Here is a 19,895-nt window from a genome sequence, read left to right as displayed (position 1 = left end):
CGGCGGCGACCGTGCCGGCTCCGCGATCCTGCACAACCGGACACGGCCGGGCCCCGTCACCGAAGACGCGTCGCCTCGCCACGCCGGTATGACGCACTCGCACGCCGATCTCGCTTGGAGAGGCGGACCCGCCATGACTCTGCAAACCCCCCAGCCCCCGCCGAGCGCGCTGCGCGCGGTCCTGGGCGCGCTCGACTCGGAGACCGCGCTGCGCCAGCCCGCCGCCGCAGCACTGCGCCATCCGACCGGCCCACTGCTCCCCGCCCACCCGCTCGCGGTGCACGTCCTGAACGGCCCGCGCCCGGAACTCCCGGCCGCCCGCCGCACCGGCTGGCGCTTCCTGATCAAGGACGGGCCCGAGGTGGCCGCCGCCGCCGAGGTGGTGCAGAGCGCCGAGGGCCACAGCTTCTCCCACTTCACCGCGGGCCCCTACCTCGACTCGACGGTCCGGGCACTGCGCGAGGCCTGGCAGCTCGCCCAGAACTCCCGGACCCGCCGGCAGCCCCGACTGCTGACCTTCCCCGGCCAGTACGCCACGGCGCTCTGGCTGCACAGCCCCGACGGCGGCCCGGCCGCCGACCTGCTGATCCCCCTCGCCCCGGCCCCGCTCGGCGTCACCGCGCACCGCGCCCGCCCGGCCGCCGAACTGCTGCCGCTGCTCGCCCGCGCCCCGCTCGCCAGGCCGCTGCTGCTCGGCTCCTCCTGACCCGGCCGGTGCCCCACGGGCCGCCGGGCCCACCCGCCCGGCGGCCCCCACCCCTGCCCGCGCCCGTGCGCCCGTGCGCCCGCGGGCCCTCACCCGAACGGCGACCACCCGCTCGGACCATCCGGCATGGCCCCATCGGGTCATGCTCCGGCTGACCCACTGGTGCGCTCTTTCCCGTCGGCCCCACCTGAACGGGTGATCTCTACCCGGGAGTTGTGGCGCATGTCACGAAAACCCTGCGCGCGGGTCCCAGGATGCCGACACTGGGAACCAGCGTGGAAGGACCACCTGTCCTACCCACTTGAGCGCCGGTCCACACTTGGCCGGCGTGCGGACAGGATCCGACCACCGCGGCGGTCCCGGACGGCACCACCTCCGGCGACCGCATCACGGGGAGGATCGCAGAGCGAAGCGAGGGTACGCGTATGTGCCAGCACCGTCCTGAGTGCCCGTCGGCCGAGTCCGAGGACCGCGAGGCGGCCGTCTCGGTGGCCCGCCACCCGGAGCAGGGCTGGAGCCTGCTCTGCAACGGCGTCGTCCTGTTCGAGGACACCGGAGAACTGCTGCCCGACGGCCGGGTGATCGCCCCGCGCCGTCCCGTCGCCCACGCGGCCTGACCGAACGGTCCGGCCGGACGGCGGGGGCAGCCGCCGACTCGGCCGGCGAAACGGGCAGGGCCCCGGCGGAAGACTCCGCCGGGGCCCTGCCGTCCGATCCGGGCCTGCGGGCCCGGTCCGGTCAGACGCCGTACTCGTCCAGCGGCGGGCAGGAGCAGACCAGGTTGCGGTCGCCGTACGCGCCGTCGATCCGGCTGACCGGCGGCCAGTACTTGTCCGCCGGGTTCACGCCCGCCGGGAAGACGGCCTCCTGCCGCGAGTAGCCGTGCGCCCAGTCGCCGGCCAGCGTGGCGGCGGTGTGCGGGGCGTTGCGCAGCGGGTTGTCGTCGGCCGCCCACTCGCCCGAGCCGACCTTGTCGATCTCGGCGCGGATGGTGATCATCGCGTCGCAGAACCGGTCGATCTCGTGCAGGTCCTCGGACTCGGTCGGCTCGATCATCAGCGTGCCGGCCACCGGGAAGGACATCGTCGGCGCGTGGAAGCCGTAGTCGACCAGGCGCTTGGCGATGTCGTCCACCGTCACGCCCGTCTCCTTGGTCAGCGGACGCAGGTCGATGATGCACTCGTGCGCGACCAGCCCGCCCGGGCCGGTGTAGAGCACCGGGAAGTGCGGTGCCAGGCGCTTGGCGATGTAGTTGGCGTTCAGCACCGCGACCTGGGTCGCGTGCTTGAGGCCCTCGCCGCCCATCAGCCGGACGTACGCCCAGGAGATCGGCAGGATGGCCGCCGAGCCCCACGGCGCGGCCGAGACCGGGCCGACACCGGTGGCCGGGCCGGCCTCCGCCTGCAGCGGGTGGTTCGGCAGGTACGGCGCCAGGTGGGCGCGCACCGCGACCGGGCCGACGCCCGGGCCGCCGCCGCCGTGCGGGATGCAGAAGGTCTTGTGCAGGTTCAGGTGCGAGACGTCCGCGCCGAACTTGCCCGGCTTGGCCAGGCCGACCAGGGCGTTCAGGTTGGCGCCGTCCACGTAGACCTGGCCGCCGGCCTCGTGCACCAGGGCGCAGATGTCGGTGATCTGGGTCTCGTACACGCCGTGGGTGGACGGGTAGGTGACCATCAGCACGGCGAGGTTGTCGCGGTGCTGCTCGATCTTGGCCTTCAGGTCCTCGACGTCCACGTCGCCGTCGGCCAGGGTCTTCACCACGACCACGCGCATGCCGGCCATCACCGCGGAGGCCGCGTTGGTGCCGTGCGCCGAGGACGGGATCAGGCAGACGTCGCGCTGGGTGTCGCCGTTGGCGTGGTGGTAGGCGCGCACGGCCAGCAGACCGGCGAACTCGCCCTGGGAACCCGCGTTCGGCTGGATCGACACGGCGTCGTAGCCGGTCACCTCGACCAGCTGCTGCTCCAGCTGGCGGATCAGGGTCAGGAAGCCCTGGGCCTGGTCGATCGGCGCGAAGGGGTGCATCTGGCCGAACTCCGGCCAGGTCACCGCCTCCATCTCGGTGGTCGCGTTGAGCTTCATGGTGCAGGAGCCCAGCGGGATCATGCCGCGGTCCAGCGCGTAGTCCCGGTCCGACAGGCGGCGCAGGTAGCGCAGCATGGCGGTCTCCGAGCGGTGGCTGTGGAAGACCGGGTGGGTCAGGTACTCGTCCTCGCGCAGCAGCGCGGCGGGCAGCGTCTCGGCGGCCTCGGCGACCTCGCCGGCGGGAACGCCGAACGCGGCCCAGACGCCGGCCAGGTGCTCGCGGGTGGTGGTCTCGTCGGTGGAGACGGAGATCCGGTCCTCGCCGTCCTGGTACACGTTGATGCCGTTGGCGCGGGCGGCGGCGGCGATCTCGGCGGCGCGGCCCGGGACGACGGCGGTGACGGTGTCGAAGAACTCGCCGTGCAGCAGCTCGACGCCGCCGGCCCGCAGGCCCTCGGCGAGGGCGGCGGCGTAGCGGTGGGTGCGGCGGGCGATGTCGGCCAGGCCGTCCGGGCCGTGGTAGACGGCGTACATCGAGGCCATCACGGCGAGCAGCACCTGGGCGGTGCAGATGTTGCTGGTGGCCTTCTCGCGGCGGATGTGCTGCTCGCGGGTCTGCAGCGCCAGGCGGTAGGCGCGGTTGCCGTCGGCGTCGACGGAGACGCCGACCAGGCGGCCGGGCAGCGAGCGGGCGTACTCGGTACGCACCGACAGGTAGCCGGCGTGCGGGCCGCCGAAGCCCATCGGCACACCGAAGCGCTGCGTGGTGCCGCAGGCGATGTCGGCGCCCAGCGCGCCCGGGGACTTGAGCAGGGTCAGTGCCAGCAGGTCGGCGGCGACGGCGACGATCGCGCCCAGGCCGTGCGCCTGCTCGATCACCGGGGCGAGGTCGCGGACCACACCGGTGGCACCCGGGTACTGGAGCAGCACGCCGAAGACGCCGCGCTCGGCGATCTCGGCCGGGATGCCCTCGGACAGGTCGGCGACGACGACCTCGACACCGGTCGGCACGGCGCGGGTGTTGATCACCGCGAGGGTCTGCGGCAGGGTCTCGGCGTCGACCAGGAAGACACCGCCCTTGACCTTGGTGACACGGCGGGCGAGCGCCATCGCCTCGGCGGCCGCGGTGCCCTCGTCCAGCAGCGAGGCGCCGGAGGTCGACAGGCCGGTCAGGTCGGAGACCAGGGTCTGGAAGTTGAGCAGCGCCTCCAGGCGGCCCTGCGAGATCTCCGGCTGGTACGGGGTGTAGGCGGTGTACCAGGCCGGGTTCTCCATGACGTTGCGCAGGATCACCGGCGGGGTGAAGGTGCCGTAGTAGCCCAGGCCGATCATCGGCTGGAGCACCTGGTTGCGGTCGGCCAGCTCGCGCAGCTCGGCGAGGACCTGGGCCTCGGTCCGGCCCGCGGGCAGGTCCAGGGCGGTGATGGAACGGATCGCCTCGGGCACCGCGGTGGCGGCGAGCTCGTCCAGCGAGCCGTAGCCGACGGACGCCAGCATCTTCTCCTGCGCGGCGGCGTCGGGGCCGATGTGGCGGTTCTCGAAGGGACTGGCCAGCTCAAGCTCGGTGAGGGTCGAGGCGCCGGTGGGGCGTCCCGCGTTCGGCTGGGCGTTCATGGTGGTCGAGGCCTCCTGGTCACGGACCGGCGGGGGTACGCACGCCGGCCGGCCTCGCCGCTGCGGGCGGCGGACAAACCTGGGCGGGCGGACCCGACAGGCCTCCCCCTCTGTCATCGGGACCTGAGAGCTTCACCCGCACGGGGCGCTGTGGGCGCTCCGCCGGCTTGCACCGTCGGTGAGGGTGGTGATCGCCGGCTTCCGTGCCGACGCTCCTGCCCTGCTTTCCAGAGTGACCTACCCCACACGGTACGGATGCCTGAGAGATTCCGGGGAGGAGTTGCTCCTTCGGCGCCCCGACCAGCGGTTTTCGTTGTCGGAGACTCTCCCGAGCGGGCTCTGCGGTCGCCGCCCAGGGTACCAGCGGGAGGCCTCCCGATCACGGGTGCGTCGGGTCACTCGAGGTCTACGCGCGTCCCCCGGACGGCCGATCGCACGACCCCGTCCGGCGCACCCCGCTCGCGCCCGTCCGATTCATGGCATTTGGTGTGAAGTGGCGGACGGGACGGGTGCTCCGGCCGCCCTGCTGCGGGAGTTCCGCAGGCCCAGCGCACGCGGGAGGAAAGAAGTGCAGACCGACATCGACCCCCGGGACCTCATCGGTCACAAGGCCGTCGACCGCAACGGAGACAAGATCGGCACGGTCGACGAGGTCTACCTGGACGACGCCACCGGCCGGCCCGAGTGGGCCGCGGTCCGGACCGGCATCTTCGGCCGGGACGCCTTCGTCCCGCTGACCACCAGCGAGTTCGCGGGCGACGAACTGCGGGTGCCGTACGACAAGTCGCTGGTGAAGGAGTCACCGGACTTCGGCGTCGGCCAGCACCTGTCCCCCGCCCAGGAGCTCCAGCTCTACCGCTACTACGGGCTCGACACCCCGATGGACAGCCGTCCACACGGGAACGGGAGCCGGGCCAAGCAGCCCGACCTCGACTTCGGCACCACGGCGGCCGCTGCCGCCGCCACCACGACCGCCGCGGCCCCGGCCAAGCCACTCACCTTCCACAGCCCCGAGCGATCCCCCGAGCACGCCCCGGCGAGGCCCCCCGCTGCCGCCGCCACGCCCGTCACCCCCGACAGCGCCAGGACCGCCCCGGAGGCCGACACCCGGACCCCCGGCACCCCCGCGGCCGCCACCCCGCCGACGGCGGCGCCCGCCCCCGCCGCACCCGCCATGGAACCGAAGCAGTCGCAGCCCGCCCCCATGCCCACCCCGGCGGCGGCCACCACGACCGCCACCGCGCACTCGGGCACCCCCACGGCCGCCCCGAGCAGCCCGGTCGAGATCACCTGCCGCGAGGAGCGGCTGGAGGTCACCACCGAGTGGCACGTCCTCGGCACCGCGAAGCTGCGCAAGTACGTGACGACCGAACAGGTCGAGCGCCGCGTTCCGGTGGTCCGCGAGCGCGTCCGGGTCGAGCGGACGCCGATCAGCGAGGCCGAGCGCGCCACGCTCACCGACAAGGAGATCGCCGAGACCGTCCAGGAGGTCACTCTCCGTGAGGAACGTGCGGTGGCCCGCAAGTACCTCGCGCCCGTCGAGCGGATCCGCCTGGTCGTCGAGCGGTACACGACCGAGGAGGTGATCCGGGAGGAACTCCGTCGCGAGCACGTCGAGGTCCACGACACCACGAACCCCCACACCCCACCGTCCGCCTTCACTCCCGACACCCCCCGCCCGGCCCCAGCACGCCCGCTCGCCTGACCGCCCCCACCAGCAAGGGCCCCGGACACCGTCCGGGGCCCTTGTCGCGTACCCGACCCTTCGACTTTGCCAAAGCTTAACCACTCGATATTTGACACTCTGAAGTATCTCCCTGCATGGTTACTTCAGTTCATTCACTATGTACGGGAGGAAGCAACCGTGAGTGAGGCACCACAGCCCACCACCGCGGCCGAGAAGCAGAGCAGCGCCCGGGTCCTGCCGGCCCTCATCCTGGCGATGCTGTCGTTCAGCGTGGTGCAGACCGCGGTCGTCCCGATCCTGCCCTCGCTGGCCAAGGAACTGAGCGTCTCCGCCTCCAGCATCACCTGGCTGATGACCGCCAACCTGCTCTCCGCAGCCGTGCTGACTCCCCTCCTGGGCCGTTTCGGCGACCTCCGGGGCCGTAAGCCGATGCTGCTGATCTCGCTGGCCGGCCTGGTCGCCGGTTCGGCGCTGGCGGTCAGCACCCACTCCTTCACCTGGCTGGTCGTCGCCCGTGTCCTCCAGGGCGCCGGCGGCGGTGTCCTGCCGCTCGCGATCAGCATCGTCCGTGACGAGCTGCCCAAGCAGAAGGTGACCGGCGGCGTCGCCGCCATCAGCGCCTCGATGGGCGTCGGCTCCGGCCTCGGCCTGGTCGCCACCGGTCTCCTGCTGGAGCACTGGGACTACAAGTCGATCTTCTGGATGGGCCTGGTCTTCGGCCTGATCGCCATCGCCCTGGTCGCCTTCCGCGTGCCGACCGACCCGGTCACCGACAAGGAGGGCGGCGCCGACCCGCTGGGCGCCCTCACCCTGGCCGGCTGGCTCTCCGCGCTGCTGGTCGCGGTCAGCCAGGGCAACCACTGGGGCTGGACCTCCAACAAGACGCTCGGCCTCTTCGCCGTCGCCGCCGTGGTCGCCCTGGTCTGGGGGATCATCGAGACCAAGGTCGCGCACCCCCTGGTGGACATGAAGATGATGGCCCGTCCGGCCGTCGCCTTCACCAACGTGGCCGGCCTGCTCATCGGCTTCGGCATGTACGGCTCCTTCATGGTCATCAGCAACTTCGCCCAGACCCCGGAGAAGCTGACCCACTACGGCTTCACCGCCACCGTGCTGCACGCCGGCATCATGCTGCTGCCGTCCGCGATCGGCTCGATGGTCGCCGCCCCGGTCGGCGCCCTGCTGATCGCCCGTCGCGGCCCGCGCCTGCCCCTGGTCCTCGGTGGCGTCCTCGGCGCCGTCGCGATGGCCTACCTCGCCGTGCGCCACGGCCGAGAGGGCGACATCTACACCGCCTCGGCGATCTTCGGTCTCGGCGTCGGCCTCGCCTTCGCCGCGATGCCGGCCTACATCAACGGCGCCGTCCCGGCCGAGCAGAGCGGCATCGCCAACGGCATGAACTCCGTGCTGCGCACGGTCGGCGGCGCGATCGGCACCGCCGTCATGGCCGCCATCCTGACCGGCGACACCCTGAAGCTGCCGCCGCAGATCCCGCTCTCCCTGCCCACCCTGGACGCCTACAAGCACGCGTTCTGGACCGCGGCCGTCGTCTGCATCGTCGCCGGCGTCGTCCCCTTCCTGATCCGCGGCGCCAAGTCGGCCGCCACCCCGACCGTCCTCGGCGGCTCGGCCCAGCAGGACTCCAGCCCCGCGCTGGCCAAGACCGACGCCTGACGAGGCGTCCGGCCCCCGCGCCCAGGGACAGGGCGCGGGGCCCCGGTCCCCGTACGTCGCGAGGGCATCACGAACGTACGGGGTCCGGCACGGTGATCGGCCCCACCCGGTACTCCCCCACCGGGTGGGGCCGCTTCGCGTTCCGGGCCCGCTCCGCAGGCCCGCCTCCCCGCCCGCTCAGCCGCCCCCGTCCGACGCGCCGTCCCCGCCCTCGTCCCCGCCCTCCTCCCGGCGCAGCGGCAGCGGCCGGGAGGGTTCGAGCGCCGGGTCGTCCACCGCGAAGGTCCGCACCCGCCCCGGCCCGCTCCACGGCGTCTCGAACCGCACGGTGACCCGCCCGACGCCACTGCCCTGCACCCAGCCCGGCCCGAACTCCTCGTGCCGGACATCCTGTCCGGGCATCCAGCGCCGCACCACGACGACCTCGGGCTCCTCCTCGGCCTGCTGCGCCGCGGCCGCGACCTCGGCGTGCTCCGCGGCCTCCTCCCGCAGCGCCTGGGCGAACAGGTCCTCCTGGGTGTAGTCGGCGAGTTGGGCGACGCCCACGCCGAGCAGCCGGACCCCGCCGGTGATGTCCACCTGCTCGGCCAGCCGGCGCGCGGTCGCGGTGATCACCGCCTCGTCGTCGGTGGGTCCGCCGAGCGTCTCCGAGCGGGTCAGCGTCGAGAAGTCGAACCGCCGGACCTTGAGCACCACCGTCCGCCCCGAGCGCCCGGCCGCCCGCAGCCGCCGTACGCACCGGCCGGCCAGCGCCTCGACCTCGCGCAGCACCCGCTCCCGGTCGGCCAGGTCGACCTCGTAGGTGTCCTCCACCGACACCGACTTGGCGTCCTGGTCGGCGATCACCGGCCGGTCGTCCAGGCCGGTGGACATCTGGAAGATCCCGGCGCCGTGCGCCCGTCCGACCAGCTGCACCAGCTCCGCCTCCCCCGCCTCCGCGAGGTCGGCCACCGTGTTCAGCCCGGCCCGGCGCAGCACCTGCTCGGTGGCCGGCCCGATCCCGGGCAGCGCCCGCACCGGCATCGGCCCCAGCACGGCCCGCTCCTGCCCGGGCTCGATCATGACCAGCCCGTCCGGCTTGGCCCGCTCGGAGGCGATCTTGGCCATCAGCTTGGATCCGGCCGCCCCGACCGAGCCGGTCAGCCCGGTCAGCCGCCGGATGTCCGCCCGCAGGTCCTCGGCCAGCGCCAGGACCAGCCGCTCGCCAGTCTCGTGGTCCGCCTCCAGCAGCGCGGGACCGTACGCACCGGCCTCCAGGTCCACGAAGGCCTCGTCCAGGCTCAGCGGCTGCACCAGCGGGGACAGCTGCCGCAGCAGCCCCATCACGATCTCGCTGTTCCGCCGGTAGGCCTCGAACCGCCCCGTCAGGAAGGCGGCGTTGGGGCAGAGCCGGCGCGCCTGCGCCATCGGCATCGCCGAGTGCACCCCGAACCTCCGCGCCTCGTACGAGGCCGTGGAGACCACCCCGCGACCGCCGAGCCCACCGACGACCACCGGCTTGCCGCGCAGGCTCGGCTTGGCCGCCTGCTCCACCGCCGCGAAGAAGGCGTCCATGTCGAGGTGGATGATGCTCGGCAGAGATCGCACCCGCCGATCATCGCGTACGGGTCCGACAGTGCGTACGACCCGGGCCGGACGGCCCGCGACGGGCCACCGGCGGCACGGGACGGGCGCTACTTCCCCGCCGCCTCCGCCAGCGCCTTCGGAATGCCGTCCTCCTTGGGCCCGAGGAACAACGGGTCCGGCCGCAGCCAGGCGTTGGCCGCCGCCTTGCCCGCCCCGGCGACCTCCCGCAGCCCGCCGTACAGCCAGGTCGCGTCGTGCCACTCCGGCACCCCGACCGCGTACGAGCGGATGCCCGCCGCCTCGCACAGCGCCAGCGCCCGGCGGACGTGGAAGTCCTGGCTGACCAGCACCGCGTGGTCCACCCCGAAGATCCGGCGCGCCCGGGTGCAGGAGTCCCAGGTGTCGAAGCCGGCGTAGTCCCGGACCACCCGGTCCTCGGGCACCCCGTGCTGGGTCAGGTACGTGTACATCGCGTCGGGCTCGTCGTACTCGACCCGCCCGTTGTCCCCGGTCACCAGGATCGCCTGCACCTTCCCCTCCCGGTACAGGTCCAACGCCGCGACCAGCCGGTGCTCCAGGTACGGCGAGGGCTTCCCCTCGTCCAGCCCTGCGCCGAAGACCACCGCGACCGGCGCCGCGGGCGCGCTCTCCACCGTGCCCACCCGGTCGCCCGCGGAGAACCACACCCAGGCGCTCGGCGCCAGCGCCAGCGAGCAGAGCACCGTCCCGAGCTGGAACAGCCTGCGCTGCGTCCGCCGCTGCCGCAGCCGCGCCCCCAGCAGCCCGGCCCTGCGCCGCAGCAGCCCCGATATCCCGGTGCCGTCTCCCACGTGCCCTCCCTCGATCACGCCAGTTCAGGGAACACGACGGGGCCGCGGGTCCGAACGGTTCCCCGTCCGGGCCCGCGGCCCCGTCGAACTCCTGCTCAGACCGCCCGGTTGCGCCGCTGCGCCAACTCGTCGGCCGGGTCGTGCCCGACCAGCGTCTCGCCGGTGTCGGTGCGCTCCGCGTGCAGCCTCCCGAGGGTGAGCTCCAGCTCCTGCCAGACCGCTCCGACCGCGATGCCGAAGACCCCCTGACCGCCCTTCAGCAGGTCCACCACCTGCTGCGGCGTGGCGCACTCGTACACCGTCGCGCCGTCGCACATCAGCGTCATCCCGGCCAGGTCGGCCTGGGCGGCGCCCTGCAGGTGGGCGACCGCCACCCGGATGTTCTGCAGCGAGACACCCGCGTCGAGCAGCCGCTTCACGATCTTCAGCAGCAGGATGTCGCGGAAGCTGTAGAGCCGCTGGCTGGTCGACGGGTACGCGGTGCGGACGCTGGGCTCCAGCAGTCCGGTGCGGGCCCAGTAGTCCAGCTGGCGGTAGGTGATGCCGGCCGCCGCGCAGGCCGTCGGGCCGCGGAAGCCGAGCAGCTCGGACGTCGGCGCCAGCCGTTCGATGCTCGGCTGACCCGGTTGTACGGCCGGGAACCTGCCCATCCGGGGGAGATCCGTGACGGTGCGAGCGGTGCGCGGCATGTGCACGGCGCACCGGCCTCCCACGGCCGCGTCATCGCCGGTGCTGCTCATGCCTGCCTCCGTCCACTTGTGCTGCGGGCAACCCGACTGCGGGCATCGGCCACCCGGACAGCCACTCCTGACGGTAGGCAGTCCCCTATGACCCGTCAACGATCGCCACGCCGGACCGGACAAACCACATCACTCAGGAGAGTGGTTTTTCGTGCCCCTAGTGTGGGTAGATGGACGGTTTTTGGCAAAACGGTAGGCCAAACGGCCGCGCGCCCGGCCCCCGCTACTGCGGGCCGCTGCCCCCGAAGTCCTCGGGCGAGACCTGGTCGAGGAACTCGCGGAACTTCTCGACCTCGTCCTCCTGCTCGTCCGGGATCGCGATGCCCGCCTCGGCGAGCACCTCCTCGCTCCCGTAGATCGGCGTGCCGGTGCGCAGCGCCAGCGCTATGGCGTCGGACGGCCGGGCGCTCACCTCGACCCCGCCGGCGAACACCAGCTCGGCGTAGAACACGCCCTCCCGCAGGTCGGTGATCCGGACCTCGGTGAGCTGCTGGCCGAGCGCCTCCAGGACGTCCTTGAACAGGTCGTGCGTCAGCGGGCGCACCGGGGTCATGCCCTGCTGGGCGAAGGCGATCGCGGTCGCCTCGCCGGGGCCGATCCAGATCGGCAGGTAGCGATCTCCCCCGACCTCCCGCAGCAGCACGATCGGCTGGTTGGAAGGCATCTCCACTCGGACACCCACGACGTCGAGCTCATTCACACAGGCAACCCTATGGCTCCGCTCCCGGATATGAAAGCGCAGAGCCGACGCCGCTGGTCAGCGAGGTGCGGCCGGTGCCGCAGGGCGTGTCGGACGCGCCCGGCCACGTCGGGAGCCGCTATCCGCGGGCCCGCAGGCCGGCCTGGACCATCGCCGCGTGCAGCCGTACGGACAGCGTCGCGAGCTCCCGGGCGGTGGCCTCCGCGTGCGCCCTGGTCTGTGGGTTCCGGTGTCGGCGCAGCGGCGCCACCACCTGCTCCACCAGCGCGATCTCGCGGTCCGCCGCGGCCTTCATGGCCCGCAGGTGGCGGGGCTCCAGCCCGTACCGGCCGAGCTCCGCGACCAACCGGGCCACCTGGAGCGCCTCACCGTCGTAGCCGCCGTCCGGGCCCGGGGCGACCAGCCCGTAGGACTCCCACTCCGCCAGCTCCTGCTCCCCGGCCTCGGCCGCCGCCAGCAGCTCGGCGCGCCCCAGCCGGACGCCGGAGGGCACCTCGCCGGCGGCCACCAGCTCCCGGTCCGCCTCCTCCAGCGGTCCGGGCCGGGTGTCGGCGGAGGGCAGCGCGGGCGGGTTCTCGCCGCGCTCGATGGCGTCCAGGTGCTCCCGGATCACCCGCAGCGGCAGGTAGTGGTCCCGCTGCATGCGCAGGACGTAGGCCAGCCGCTCGACGTCGGCCGGGCTGAACTTGCGGTACCCCGAGGGCGTGCGCTGCGGCTCGACCAGTCCCTCCGTCTCCAGGAAGCGGATCTTGGAGATCGTGACCTCGGGGAAGTCGTCGCGCAGGAAGGCCAGCACCGCGCCGATGCTCAGCAGCTCGTCACCGCCGCGCCGGCGGCCAGCGGGCCGTTCGGCCCGGACCGGCTGCCGCGGGCCCGCGACCACCGCGCGCCCGCCGCGGTCCGCCTGCGGACCGGACGGGGTTGGGGTGGCCGCCCCGAGAGAAGAGGAAGGGGTATTCGTATTCACTCGGGCTCCCGCCGACGTCGTTTTCAGTACCCCCGGTGGTGGCCGGCGAAGAACACCAGCCGGTACTTCCCGATCTGCACCTCGTCGCCGTTGTTCAGCGACACCTCGTCGATCCGCTCCCGGTTCACGTAGGTGCCGTTGAGGCTGCCCACGTCCGCGACACTGAAGCCGGCCGGGGTGCGGCGGAACTCCACGTGCCGGCGCGAGACCGTGACGTCGTCCAGGAAGATGTCACCCTGCGGGTGACGACCCGCCGTGGTGATGTCCGAGTCCAGCAGGAAGCGGCTGCCGGAGTTCGGGCCGCGCTGCACGATCAGCAGGGCCGAGCCCGGCGGCAGCGCGTCGATCGCCGACAGCACCTCGGCCGACAGGGCCGGCGTGGCGCCGGTGCCGGTCGTGGCGCTGGGGTCGTACGACTCCAGGCCGGAGATGGAGATGGTCGACGTGGTCTCCGCAGCCCCCTCCGGGAGCAGGCCGCCGCGCAGCGCCGTGCCGCAGTTTGAACAGAACCGGGCCGAGGCCGGGTTCTGGTTGCCGCACCTGGGGCACGGAGTGGGGCCAGCCATGTTCACAGCCTCCTGGCGGGGCACACCCGACGGGTTGTGCCCGGCGTACGGATCCGGGGCAAACCCTCCACCGGAGGTTGAGGGTCCTGACGGGAAACCTATGCGCGGCTCGCCGGAAGGGTCAACCGACGCGCCGTAGCCCGCCGGATTGGCCGCATACTGGGCGGCGCCGCCGTCCCGGTAGAGCTGCTGGCCGTACGGCGCGGCCTCGGGGGCCGGACGCATGCCCGGCACCGCGGGCTCGTCCTCCGACCGGCGGTGACGCGCGGTGGGCGCCTCGACGGCGGCCGCGTCACGGCCCTTGTTGCGACCGAACAACTTCGAGAAGAAACTCACGGGCGAATCCCCTTGCGTGTGACAGACCCGCCCGCGGGGCAGGGTGAGAACCTCGGACATGCTGCGAGCCCGATCCTTGCGGCTCGCCGGAGTGGTACTTCGTCGGTTGGTGCTGCGGTTGTTGCTCCGGAGCGTACTGGTGCGAACCAGTCTCGCCCATGTGACGGCGGCACCCCGCAGCGGGTGCCGCCCGCCCTTGACGGGCCGTTCGTCGGGCGCCCCGTCACTTCGAAGCCGGCTTGGCGTACTGCGGCGACTTCGGGTCCACGAGGGCGTCGACGACCACCTTCTGCTGCGGGGCGATCGTCGCCCGCGCCTGGTGGCTCTCCAGCGTGCGGACGACACCTCCCGGGATGTTCAGCGCGGGTGTCAGATCCTGCGGGTTCCCCACGACCGTGAAGCGGTAGGGCTGCGAGACCTTCTTCCCGTCGATCTGCACCCCACCGGCCGACAGGTCGGTGAAGTAGGTGTTGACCACCACGCGCACATCGTTGATCTGAATCGCCTCCGCCCCCGCCGCTCGAAGTTCTTGCAGGGTGTCCAGCAGCATATCTGCCTTCACCTGCCCTTGGGGATCATCGACCGTGAGTACGATGCCCGGACCAGTGGCTTTGGCGGTGCCGGCGAGCACACCGAGCTCCGTCATCTTCTTCCTGGTCTGCTCCTGGGCCTCCTTGGCCTGGTTGGAGCTGTTCTCCAACTTCGCCAGGGACTGCTCCAGCTCCGCCTTCTCCTGCTGGAGACGCTGCTGCCGGCTGTCCAGTTCGTCGAGGATCCGCACCAGGTCCTCCTGGCGGGCCCCGCGCAGCTGACTGTGATGGTCGTTGGTCGACCGCACCTGGATCGCCAGCCCCAGACCGAGCGAGAACAGCAGCAGTGCCACCACCAGCTGCCCGCGCGACAGCCGCGGCGGCCAGATCGCCGCCTTCAGCCGCCGTCGGCCGGCGTTCCGGTCCGCGGCGGGGTCAGGCTCGGCTTCCGGCTCCGGCTCCGGCTCCGGCGATGCTTCCGGCTTGTGCTCGGGCTCGGCGACAGGCACGGGTGCCGGCGCGGACTTCGCCGCGGGCTCGGCCACGGACTCGGCGTCCGGCTCGGCCTCGGGCGCCGGCTCGGCGGGCTTCGTGAGCCGCAGCGTCGGCTCAGGCCCCGTACCGGCGTCAGGCTCGGCCTCGGCGTCGGGCTTCCCCTCCGACGCCTCCCCGGACTCCTCGGACTCGGCGGCCTCCCCGGCCGTCTCGACAGCCCCGCTGGCCTCCGCCGCCCCCGCCGCCCCGGACCGCGCGTCCGGCTCCGGCTCGGGTCCGTTCGCGGCCTTCTCGACAGGCTTCTCGACGGCCTGCTCGACGGGCTTCTCGCCCGACTCCTCGCGCGGCTTCCCGGCGGTCGGCTCCACCGCCACCGCCTCCCGCTTCTCCTCCGCCGCCCCGCGGCCCGGCTCAGGCGCGGAAGACATGGCGCCGGATCGCGGCCGCGTTGGAGAAGATGCGGATGCCGAGGACGACGACCACGCCGGTGGACAGCTGCGAGCCGACCCCCAGCTGGTCGCCGAGGAAGACGATCAGTGCCGCGACCACCACGTTCGACAGGAACGAGACGATGAACACCTTGTCGTTGAAGATCCCGTCGAGCATCGCCCGGACGCCGCCGAACACGGCGTCCAGCGCCGCCACCACCGCGATCGGCAGGTAGGGCACGACGGCGTCCGGCACCTCGGGTTGGACGAAGAGGCCGACGACCACCCCGATCACAAGACCCAGTACGGCAATCACGGTCTGGCTGCTCCTGTCCCTGTCGTGGTCTTGGTGGCTCCGGTCGTCGGACGCCGTTTGGGGGTGGGGGTACCGCCGGACGCGGCCGACGACCCGGAGGCGGAAGGCGAGGCCGATGGTGAGACGGACGCGCCGGGGCTCTCCTGGGTTCCGGCTCCGGCCGAGGGCGTACCGCCCGGGGCCGCCGGGGGCGACGCCTCGGGCGTCACCGGCTGCGCGGTCCGCAGCGTGAGCCCGACCGCGGCCGGCAGCGTCAGGTTCTTCTGGACGGAGAGCGTCGACTTGATGCCGTACTGCTCCTGGAGCAGCCGCAGGTACTGCCCGGCCATGTCCTTCTCGAAGGCCGTGAGGAGCTTCGAGCCGTCCCCGATCGCCTGGATGTTGTAGGGCGGCACCAGCGGCCGGTTGTCCACCAGCACCGCCTCGCCCGCAGCCCGGATCGCGGACAGCGCGGTCAGCCGCTGGCCGTTGATCGCGATCGCCTCGGCCCCGGATCCCCAGAGGCCGTTCACCACCAGCTGGAGGTCACGGTCCCGCAGCCGGCCGCTGTTGGAGAAGCCCTGCCCGGCCCGCGGGTCGACGTTGCCGCCGAGGCCCGTACCGGCGGCGTCCTCCAGGACGAGCTTCACGCCCGGCCCGGTGACCTGGCCCAGGCCCACCGCCTCGGCCATCCCCCCGGTGTCGCCCGCCCCCGACGCGAGCGCCTGCTGCTGCGTGGTGTCGACCTTGAGCCGCAGCTCCTGCACCTGCTTCTGCAGCCGGTCGGCCGAGGTGTTGCTGTCGTTGATCCGGTGGATCAACGCATCCCGCTCCTTGGCCAGCGAGGGCTCGGCCTTGTGCGCGTTCACCGCGCCCACCGTCACCACCGCGCCGACCAGCGACAGTCCGGCGCCCAGCGTGAGCAGCCCCTGCCAGGTGCCGGGTATCCGACTGTCGCGGGCACCGCCGCGGGCAGCGGCCGCCTCCGCGTAGCCCTCGTCCAGGCTGTGGTCCATGACGTTGGTCAGCAAGGACATCGAGGCATCCGGACGGTTGTACCGTCCGTCCGGGGCACTCGGTGTCGGCGTCGCTGGCATGGAGACCATCGTCCCACGTCGCCGAGAGGGCCATTGCACGGCCCCTGAGCTGCACACACGCTGCACACATGACGGCGAGTGACGGATTGTTCCGAATGATGTGAAAACGGACAGCGGGGCGCACGGATCACACCGTGCGCCCCGCCGTTCGAGGCAGCTCCGAGCCCGGTTCCCGACCGTGCCCGGCTCAGGTCCTCGGCTCGGCCGGGGCCGTCACCGCCCCGCCCCGTCGACCACGGCCGCCCACTCGTCCAGCAGCGCCTCGGTGGCCTCGTCGTCGGGGCCCTCCGCCCACAGGTGGGTGACCGCCTCGGCCGGGTCCGGTAGCACCAGCGTCCAGCGCCCGTCCGCCTCGACCACCCGGACGCCGTCGGTGGTGTCCAGCCGACGGCTTCCGGCCGCCTCCACCACCGAGCGCATGACCATGCCCTTGGCCGCCCACGGCGTCGCGATGTCCCGGCGACGGATGTGCGCCTGCGGGATCCGCGCGTCGATCTGGCTCAGCGTGAGCTGGGTCCGCGCCACCAGGCCGACCAGCCGGACGAACGCCGCGGCGCCGTCCAGCACCCCGCTGAACTCGGGCACCACGAAGCCGCCGCGCCCGTCCCCGCCGAACACCGTGCCCTCGGCGGAGGCCGCCTTCGCGAGGTCGTCCGGCGTCGTCGTGGTCCAGATGACCTGGGTGCCGTGGTACGCGGCGACCTGCTCGGCGATCCGCGTGGTGGTCACCGGCAGTGCCACCTGCCCGCTGCGCCGCTCGGCCGCGACCAGGTCGAGCAGCACCAGCAGCGCCCGGTCGTCGTCGATCACCCGACCGAGCTCGTCCACGAACGCGACGCGCTCGCCCACCGGGTCGAACCGCACCCCGAAGGCCGCCCGCGAGGAGGCGACCAGCTCGCCGAGCCTGGCCAGGCCGGCCCGGCGCTCCTCCGCGTCCTCGGTCGGCCGCGCCTCGTCCAGCCCGGTGGAGACGGTGAGCGCCTCGACCCCGAGCCGGCCGAGGATGCTCGGCAGAACGAGGCCCGCGCTGCCGTGCGCGGTGTCCACGACCACCTTCAGCCCGGCCTCCCGGACCCCGGTGGTGTCCACCGTCCTCAGCAGGTTGCCGGCGTAGGAGTCGAAGACGCTGGACGGGAAGGTGAGGTCCCCGATCTCACCGGGGAAGGCCCGACGGAACTCCTGGCGCGCGTAGACCCGGTCGAGCTTCCGCTGGCCGGCCTGCGAGAGGTCCGCCCCGCGCTCGTCGAAGAAGAGGATGTCCAGCGAGTCCGGCACGCCGGGCGTGGTCCGCAGGAAGATCCCGCCCGCGCTCCCCCGTGCCGTGTGCTGCCGGGCCACCGGCATGGGCACGTTCTCGAGGTCGCGGACGTCGATCGCGGAGGTCTGGAGCGCCGAGATCATCGCCCGTTTGAGCGCACGCGCGCCACGCGAGTGGTCACGCGCGATGGTGACGGTGGCGCCCTTCTTGAGCGTCGTCGCGTACGCCCCGGCGAGCCGCACGGCCAGCTCCGGGGTGATCTCGACGTTCAGGACGCCCGAGACGCCGCGGACCCCGAAGAGGTGCTCCTGGCCGCGCGACTCCCAGATCACCGAGGTGTTGACGACGGCGCCGGCCTCGATGGTCTTGAACGGGTAGACCCGGACGTTCGCCCCGATGATCGACTCCTCGCCGACCAGGCACTCGTCCCCGATCACCGCGCCGTCCTCGATCCGCGCGGCCCGCATCACGTCGGTGTTCTTGCCGACCACGCAGCCCCGCAGATTGCTCTGCGGCCCGACGTACACGTTGTCGTGCACCACCGCCTTGTGCAGGAACGCGCCGCGCTTGACGACCACGTTGCTGCCCAGCACGGTGTGCTCGCGGATCTCCACGCCGGCCTCGACCTTGGCGTAGTCCCCGATGTACAGCGGCCCGCGCAGCACCGCCTCTGGGTCCACCTCGGCGCCCTCGGCGACCCAGACGCCCGGGGAGATCTCGAACCCGTCGAGCTCGACGTCGACCTTTCCCTCCAGGACGTCCGCCTGGGCCTTGCCGTAGCTCTCGTGGGTGCCCACGTCCTCCCAGTAACCCTCGGCGACGTAGCCGTAGACCCGCTTGCCCTCCTTCAACAGCTGTGGGAAGACATCGCTCGACCAGTCGACGGACTCACCCGCCGCGACGTAGTCGAAGACCTCGGGCTCCATCACGTAGATACCGGTGTTCACGGTGTCGGAGAAGACCTGCCCCCAGGTCGGCTTCTCCAGGAAACGCTCGACCCTGCCCTCGTCGTCCGTGATCGTGATGCCGAACTCCAGTGGATTCGGCACCCTCGTGAGGCAGACGGTGACCAGAGCGTTCTTGCTGCGGTGAAAGTCGATCAATTCCGAGAGGTCGAAGTCGGTCAGCGCGTCACCGGAGATCACCAGAAAGGAATCGTCCTTGAGCGCGTCCTCTGCGTTCTTGACACTCCCCGCAGTGCCCAGTGGCGTCTCCTCGTGGGCATAGGTCAGATGCATGCCCAACTCTTCGCCGTCGCCGAAATAGTTCTTGACCAGCGACGCCAGGAACTGCACGGTGACGACGGTGTCGGAGAGACCGTGCCGCTTCAGCAGCCGAAGCACGTGCTCCATGATCGGCCTATTGGCGACCGGAAGCAGCGGCTTCGGCATGCTGGAGGTCATCGGGCGGAGTCGGGTGCCCTCGCCCCCTGCCATTACAACGGCTTTCATTACGGGTGCGTCCTCCTTCGCGGTGGTGGACCAGCAGGTCCATCAAAGCGTTCCAGAAGGTTCTCTACCCGGAAGGTCTCGTCCGACGCACCGATGAGGCGTGGGGCTTCTCTCAGATCATGTCTCAGACTGTGGACGCGGAGCCCGCGGCGCTCGCCCGGACGATCCGCCTCGCCTGAACCGCGTAAAGAATCGCGGCCCACCAGTACAGCGTCGTCCCCCACCAGATGAACGCCCAGCTCACCACCTCGGCCGGCCGCGCGATCCAGCTGTCCACGCTGCCGAGCAGCAGAAGCGGAAACGCGTACATCAGATTGAACGTCGCGGCCTTCCCCAGGAAACTCACCTGGAGCGGGCCGTAGCCGTGCCGGTTCAGAATCGGCAGCAGCGCGGCGATGAATACCTCACGGGCCAACAGGATCGCGGTGAGCCACCACGGCAGAATCTCACGCCAGGTCAGTCCGACCAGCGTGGAGAGCACATAGAGCCGGTCGGCCAGCGGATCGAGCAGCTGCCCCACCCGGCTGATCTGCCCCCACCGCCTGGCGAGCTTTCCGTCCAGGTAGTCGCTGACCCCGCTCAACGCGAGGATCAGCAGCGCCCAACCATCGTTGTTGGGCCCGTCGAAGACCGGCCACAGGATGAGCCAGAGAAACAGCGGAACACCGACCAGCCGGCCCATGCTCAGCATGTTGGGGATGGTGAGGACGCGATCGGTCTGGACCCGCGTCTCCTGGACCTCCACCCGGGGGCCTCCTGTCCCGTGTGACGACAATTGCATGTTGACCCTACAACAGAGAAGCCCCCGACCGGTTCGCCCGGCGGGGGCTTCTCTAGAAGAATTGTTCGGCGGCGTCCTACTCTCCCACAGGGTCCCCCCTGCAGTACCATCGGCGCTGTGAGGCTTAGCTTCCGGGTTCGGAATGTAAC

16 protein-coding genes, 1 rRNA gene and 1 riboswitch are annotated in these 19,895 nt (G+C 72.1%); of the genes, 4 read left to right on the top strand and 13 right to left on the bottom strand.

Annotation, left to right across the window (positions count from 1 at the left end):
• Window positions 1–133: 133 nt before the first annotated feature.
• Window positions 134–706, top strand: coding sequence for a hypothetical protein (locus ACGF0D_RS18715; protein WP_392870181.1), 573 nt, complete (start codon window positions 134–136; stop codon window positions 704–706).
• Window positions 707–1,131: 425 nt separating this feature from the next.
• On the top strand, window positions 1,132–1,323 hold the full coding sequence (locus tag ACGF0D_RS18710; protein WP_097235094.1) for a DUF5999 family protein: 192 nt from the start codon (window positions 1,132–1,134) through the stop codon (window positions 1,321–1,323).
• A 121-nt stretch (window positions 1,324–1,444) separates the two neighbouring features.
• Here the strand turns inward: ACGF0D_RS18710 and gcvP are convergent, their stop codons facing one another.
• Window positions 1,445–4,345 carry an aminomethyl-transferring glycine dehydrogenase gene (gcvP, locus tag ACGF0D_RS18705; RefSeq protein WP_392917505.1) on the bottom strand — a complete coding sequence of 967 codons (2,901 nt, stop codon included), beginning with the start codon at window positions 4,343–4,345 and terminating at the stop codon, window positions 1,445–1,447.
• Window positions 4,346–4,582: 237 nt separating this feature from the next.
• Window positions 4,583–4,686: riboswitch (glycine riboswitch) on the bottom strand.
• A gap of 227 nt (window positions 4,687–4,913) precedes the next feature.
• On the opposite strand from gcvP, the gene ACGF0D_RS18700 reads away from it, so the two are divergent.
• Together ACGF0D_RS18700 and ACGF0D_RS18695 are read left to right on the top strand one after the other, a co-directional pair.
• Entirely contained in the window at window positions 4,914–6,050 is a 1,137-nt protein-coding gene (locus ACGF0D_RS18700; RefSeq protein ID WP_392917502.1) for a PRC and DUF2382 domain-containing protein, read from the top strand.
• Window positions 6,051–6,209: 159 nt separating this feature from the next.
• A complete protein-coding gene (locus ACGF0D_RS18695) occupies window positions 6,210–7,706 on the top strand; it encodes an MFS transporter (RefSeq protein WP_392917499.1) in 1,497 nt (498 codons plus the stop codon).
• A 177-nt stretch (window positions 7,707–7,883) separates the two neighbouring features.
• Here ACGF0D_RS18695 and ACGF0D_RS18690 read toward each other — a convergent pair whose 3' ends face one another.
• The 12 genes from ACGF0D_RS18690 to rrf all read right to left on the bottom strand — a co-directional run.
• Window positions 7,884–9,293, bottom strand: coding sequence for a DNA polymerase IV (locus ACGF0D_RS18690; RefSeq protein WP_392870169.1), 1,410 nt, complete (start codon window positions 9,291–9,293; stop codon window positions 7,884–7,886).
• Between the two features lie 86 nt (window positions 9,294–9,379).
• Window positions 9,380–10,102: a vancomycin high temperature exclusion protein gene (locus ACGF0D_RS18685; RefSeq protein WP_392917498.1), complete on the bottom strand. Its 723-nt coding sequence runs from the start codon at window positions 10,100–10,102 to the stop codon at window positions 9,380–9,382.
• A 95-nt stretch (window positions 10,103–10,197) separates the two neighbouring features.
• Window positions 10,198–10,842 carry a MerR family transcriptional regulator gene (locus ACGF0D_RS18680; RefSeq protein WP_392870164.1) on the bottom strand — a complete coding sequence of 215 codons (645 nt, stop codon included), beginning with the start codon at window positions 10,840–10,842 and terminating at the stop codon, window positions 10,198–10,200.
• 223 nt (window positions 10,843–11,065) lie between these two features.
• A complete protein-coding gene (locus ACGF0D_RS18675) occupies window positions 11,066–11,542 on the bottom strand; it encodes a bifunctional nuclease family protein (protein ID WP_030303568.1) in 477 nt (158 codons plus the stop codon).
• A 118-nt stretch (window positions 11,543–11,660) separates the two neighbouring features.
• On the bottom strand, window positions 11,661–12,353 hold the full coding sequence (locus tag ACGF0D_RS18670) for a MerR family transcriptional regulator (RefSeq protein WP_392871627.1): 693 nt from the start codon (window positions 12,351–12,353) through the stop codon (window positions 11,661–11,663).
• Window positions 12,354–12,532: 179 nt separating this feature from the next.
• Complete coding sequence (locus ACGF0D_RS18665) at window positions 12,533–13,411, bottom strand: FHA domain-containing protein (protein ID WP_392870160.1); 879 nt, start codon at window positions 13,409–13,411, stop codon at window positions 12,533–12,535.
• Between the two features lie 223 nt (window positions 13,412–13,634).
• Complete coding sequence (locus ACGF0D_RS18660; protein WP_392917652.1) at window positions 13,635–14,486, bottom strand: DUF881 domain-containing protein; 852 nt, start codon at window positions 14,484–14,486, stop codon at window positions 13,635–13,637.
• A 361-nt stretch (window positions 14,487–14,847) separates the two neighbouring features.
• Complete coding sequence (locus tag ACGF0D_RS18655) at window positions 14,848–15,180, bottom strand: small basic family protein (protein WP_030062488.1); 333 nt, start codon at window positions 15,178–15,180, stop codon at window positions 14,848–14,850.
• Complete coding sequence (locus tag ACGF0D_RS18650) at window positions 15,177–16,196, bottom strand: DUF881 domain-containing protein (RefSeq protein WP_392917495.1); 1,020 nt, start codon at window positions 16,194–16,196, stop codon at window positions 15,177–15,179. Before ACGF0D_RS18650 ends, ACGF0D_RS18655 begins: the two co-directional genes overlap by 4 nt.
• Window positions 16,197–16,469: 273 nt before the next feature.
• Window positions 16,470–18,965, bottom strand: coding sequence for a sugar phosphate nucleotidyltransferase (locus ACGF0D_RS18645; protein WP_392870151.1), 2,496 nt, complete (start codon window positions 18,963–18,965; stop codon window positions 16,470–16,472).
• 124 nt (window positions 18,966–19,089) lie between these two features.
• The gene (locus ACGF0D_RS18640; RefSeq protein ID WP_392870148.1) at window positions 19,090–19,710 is read right to left on the bottom strand and encodes a CDP-alcohol phosphatidyltransferase family protein; all 621 of its coding nucleotides are present in this window, start codon (window positions 19,708–19,710) and stop codon (window positions 19,090–19,092) included.
• Window positions 19,711–19,809: 99 nt separating this feature from the next.
• A 5S ribosomal RNA gene (gene rrf, locus ACGF0D_RS18635) occupies window positions 19,810–19,895 on the bottom strand; the annotation flags it as partial.

Origin of the sequence: Kitasatospora sp. NPDC048298 (genome assembly GCF_043201465.1) — a bacterium.
Lineage (GTDB): Bacteria > Actinomycetota > Actinomycetes > Streptomycetales > Streptomycetaceae > Kitasatospora.
Note: the sequence above shows the minus strand (reverse complement) of the source record. Positions and strands in the feature narration are given on the sequence as shown.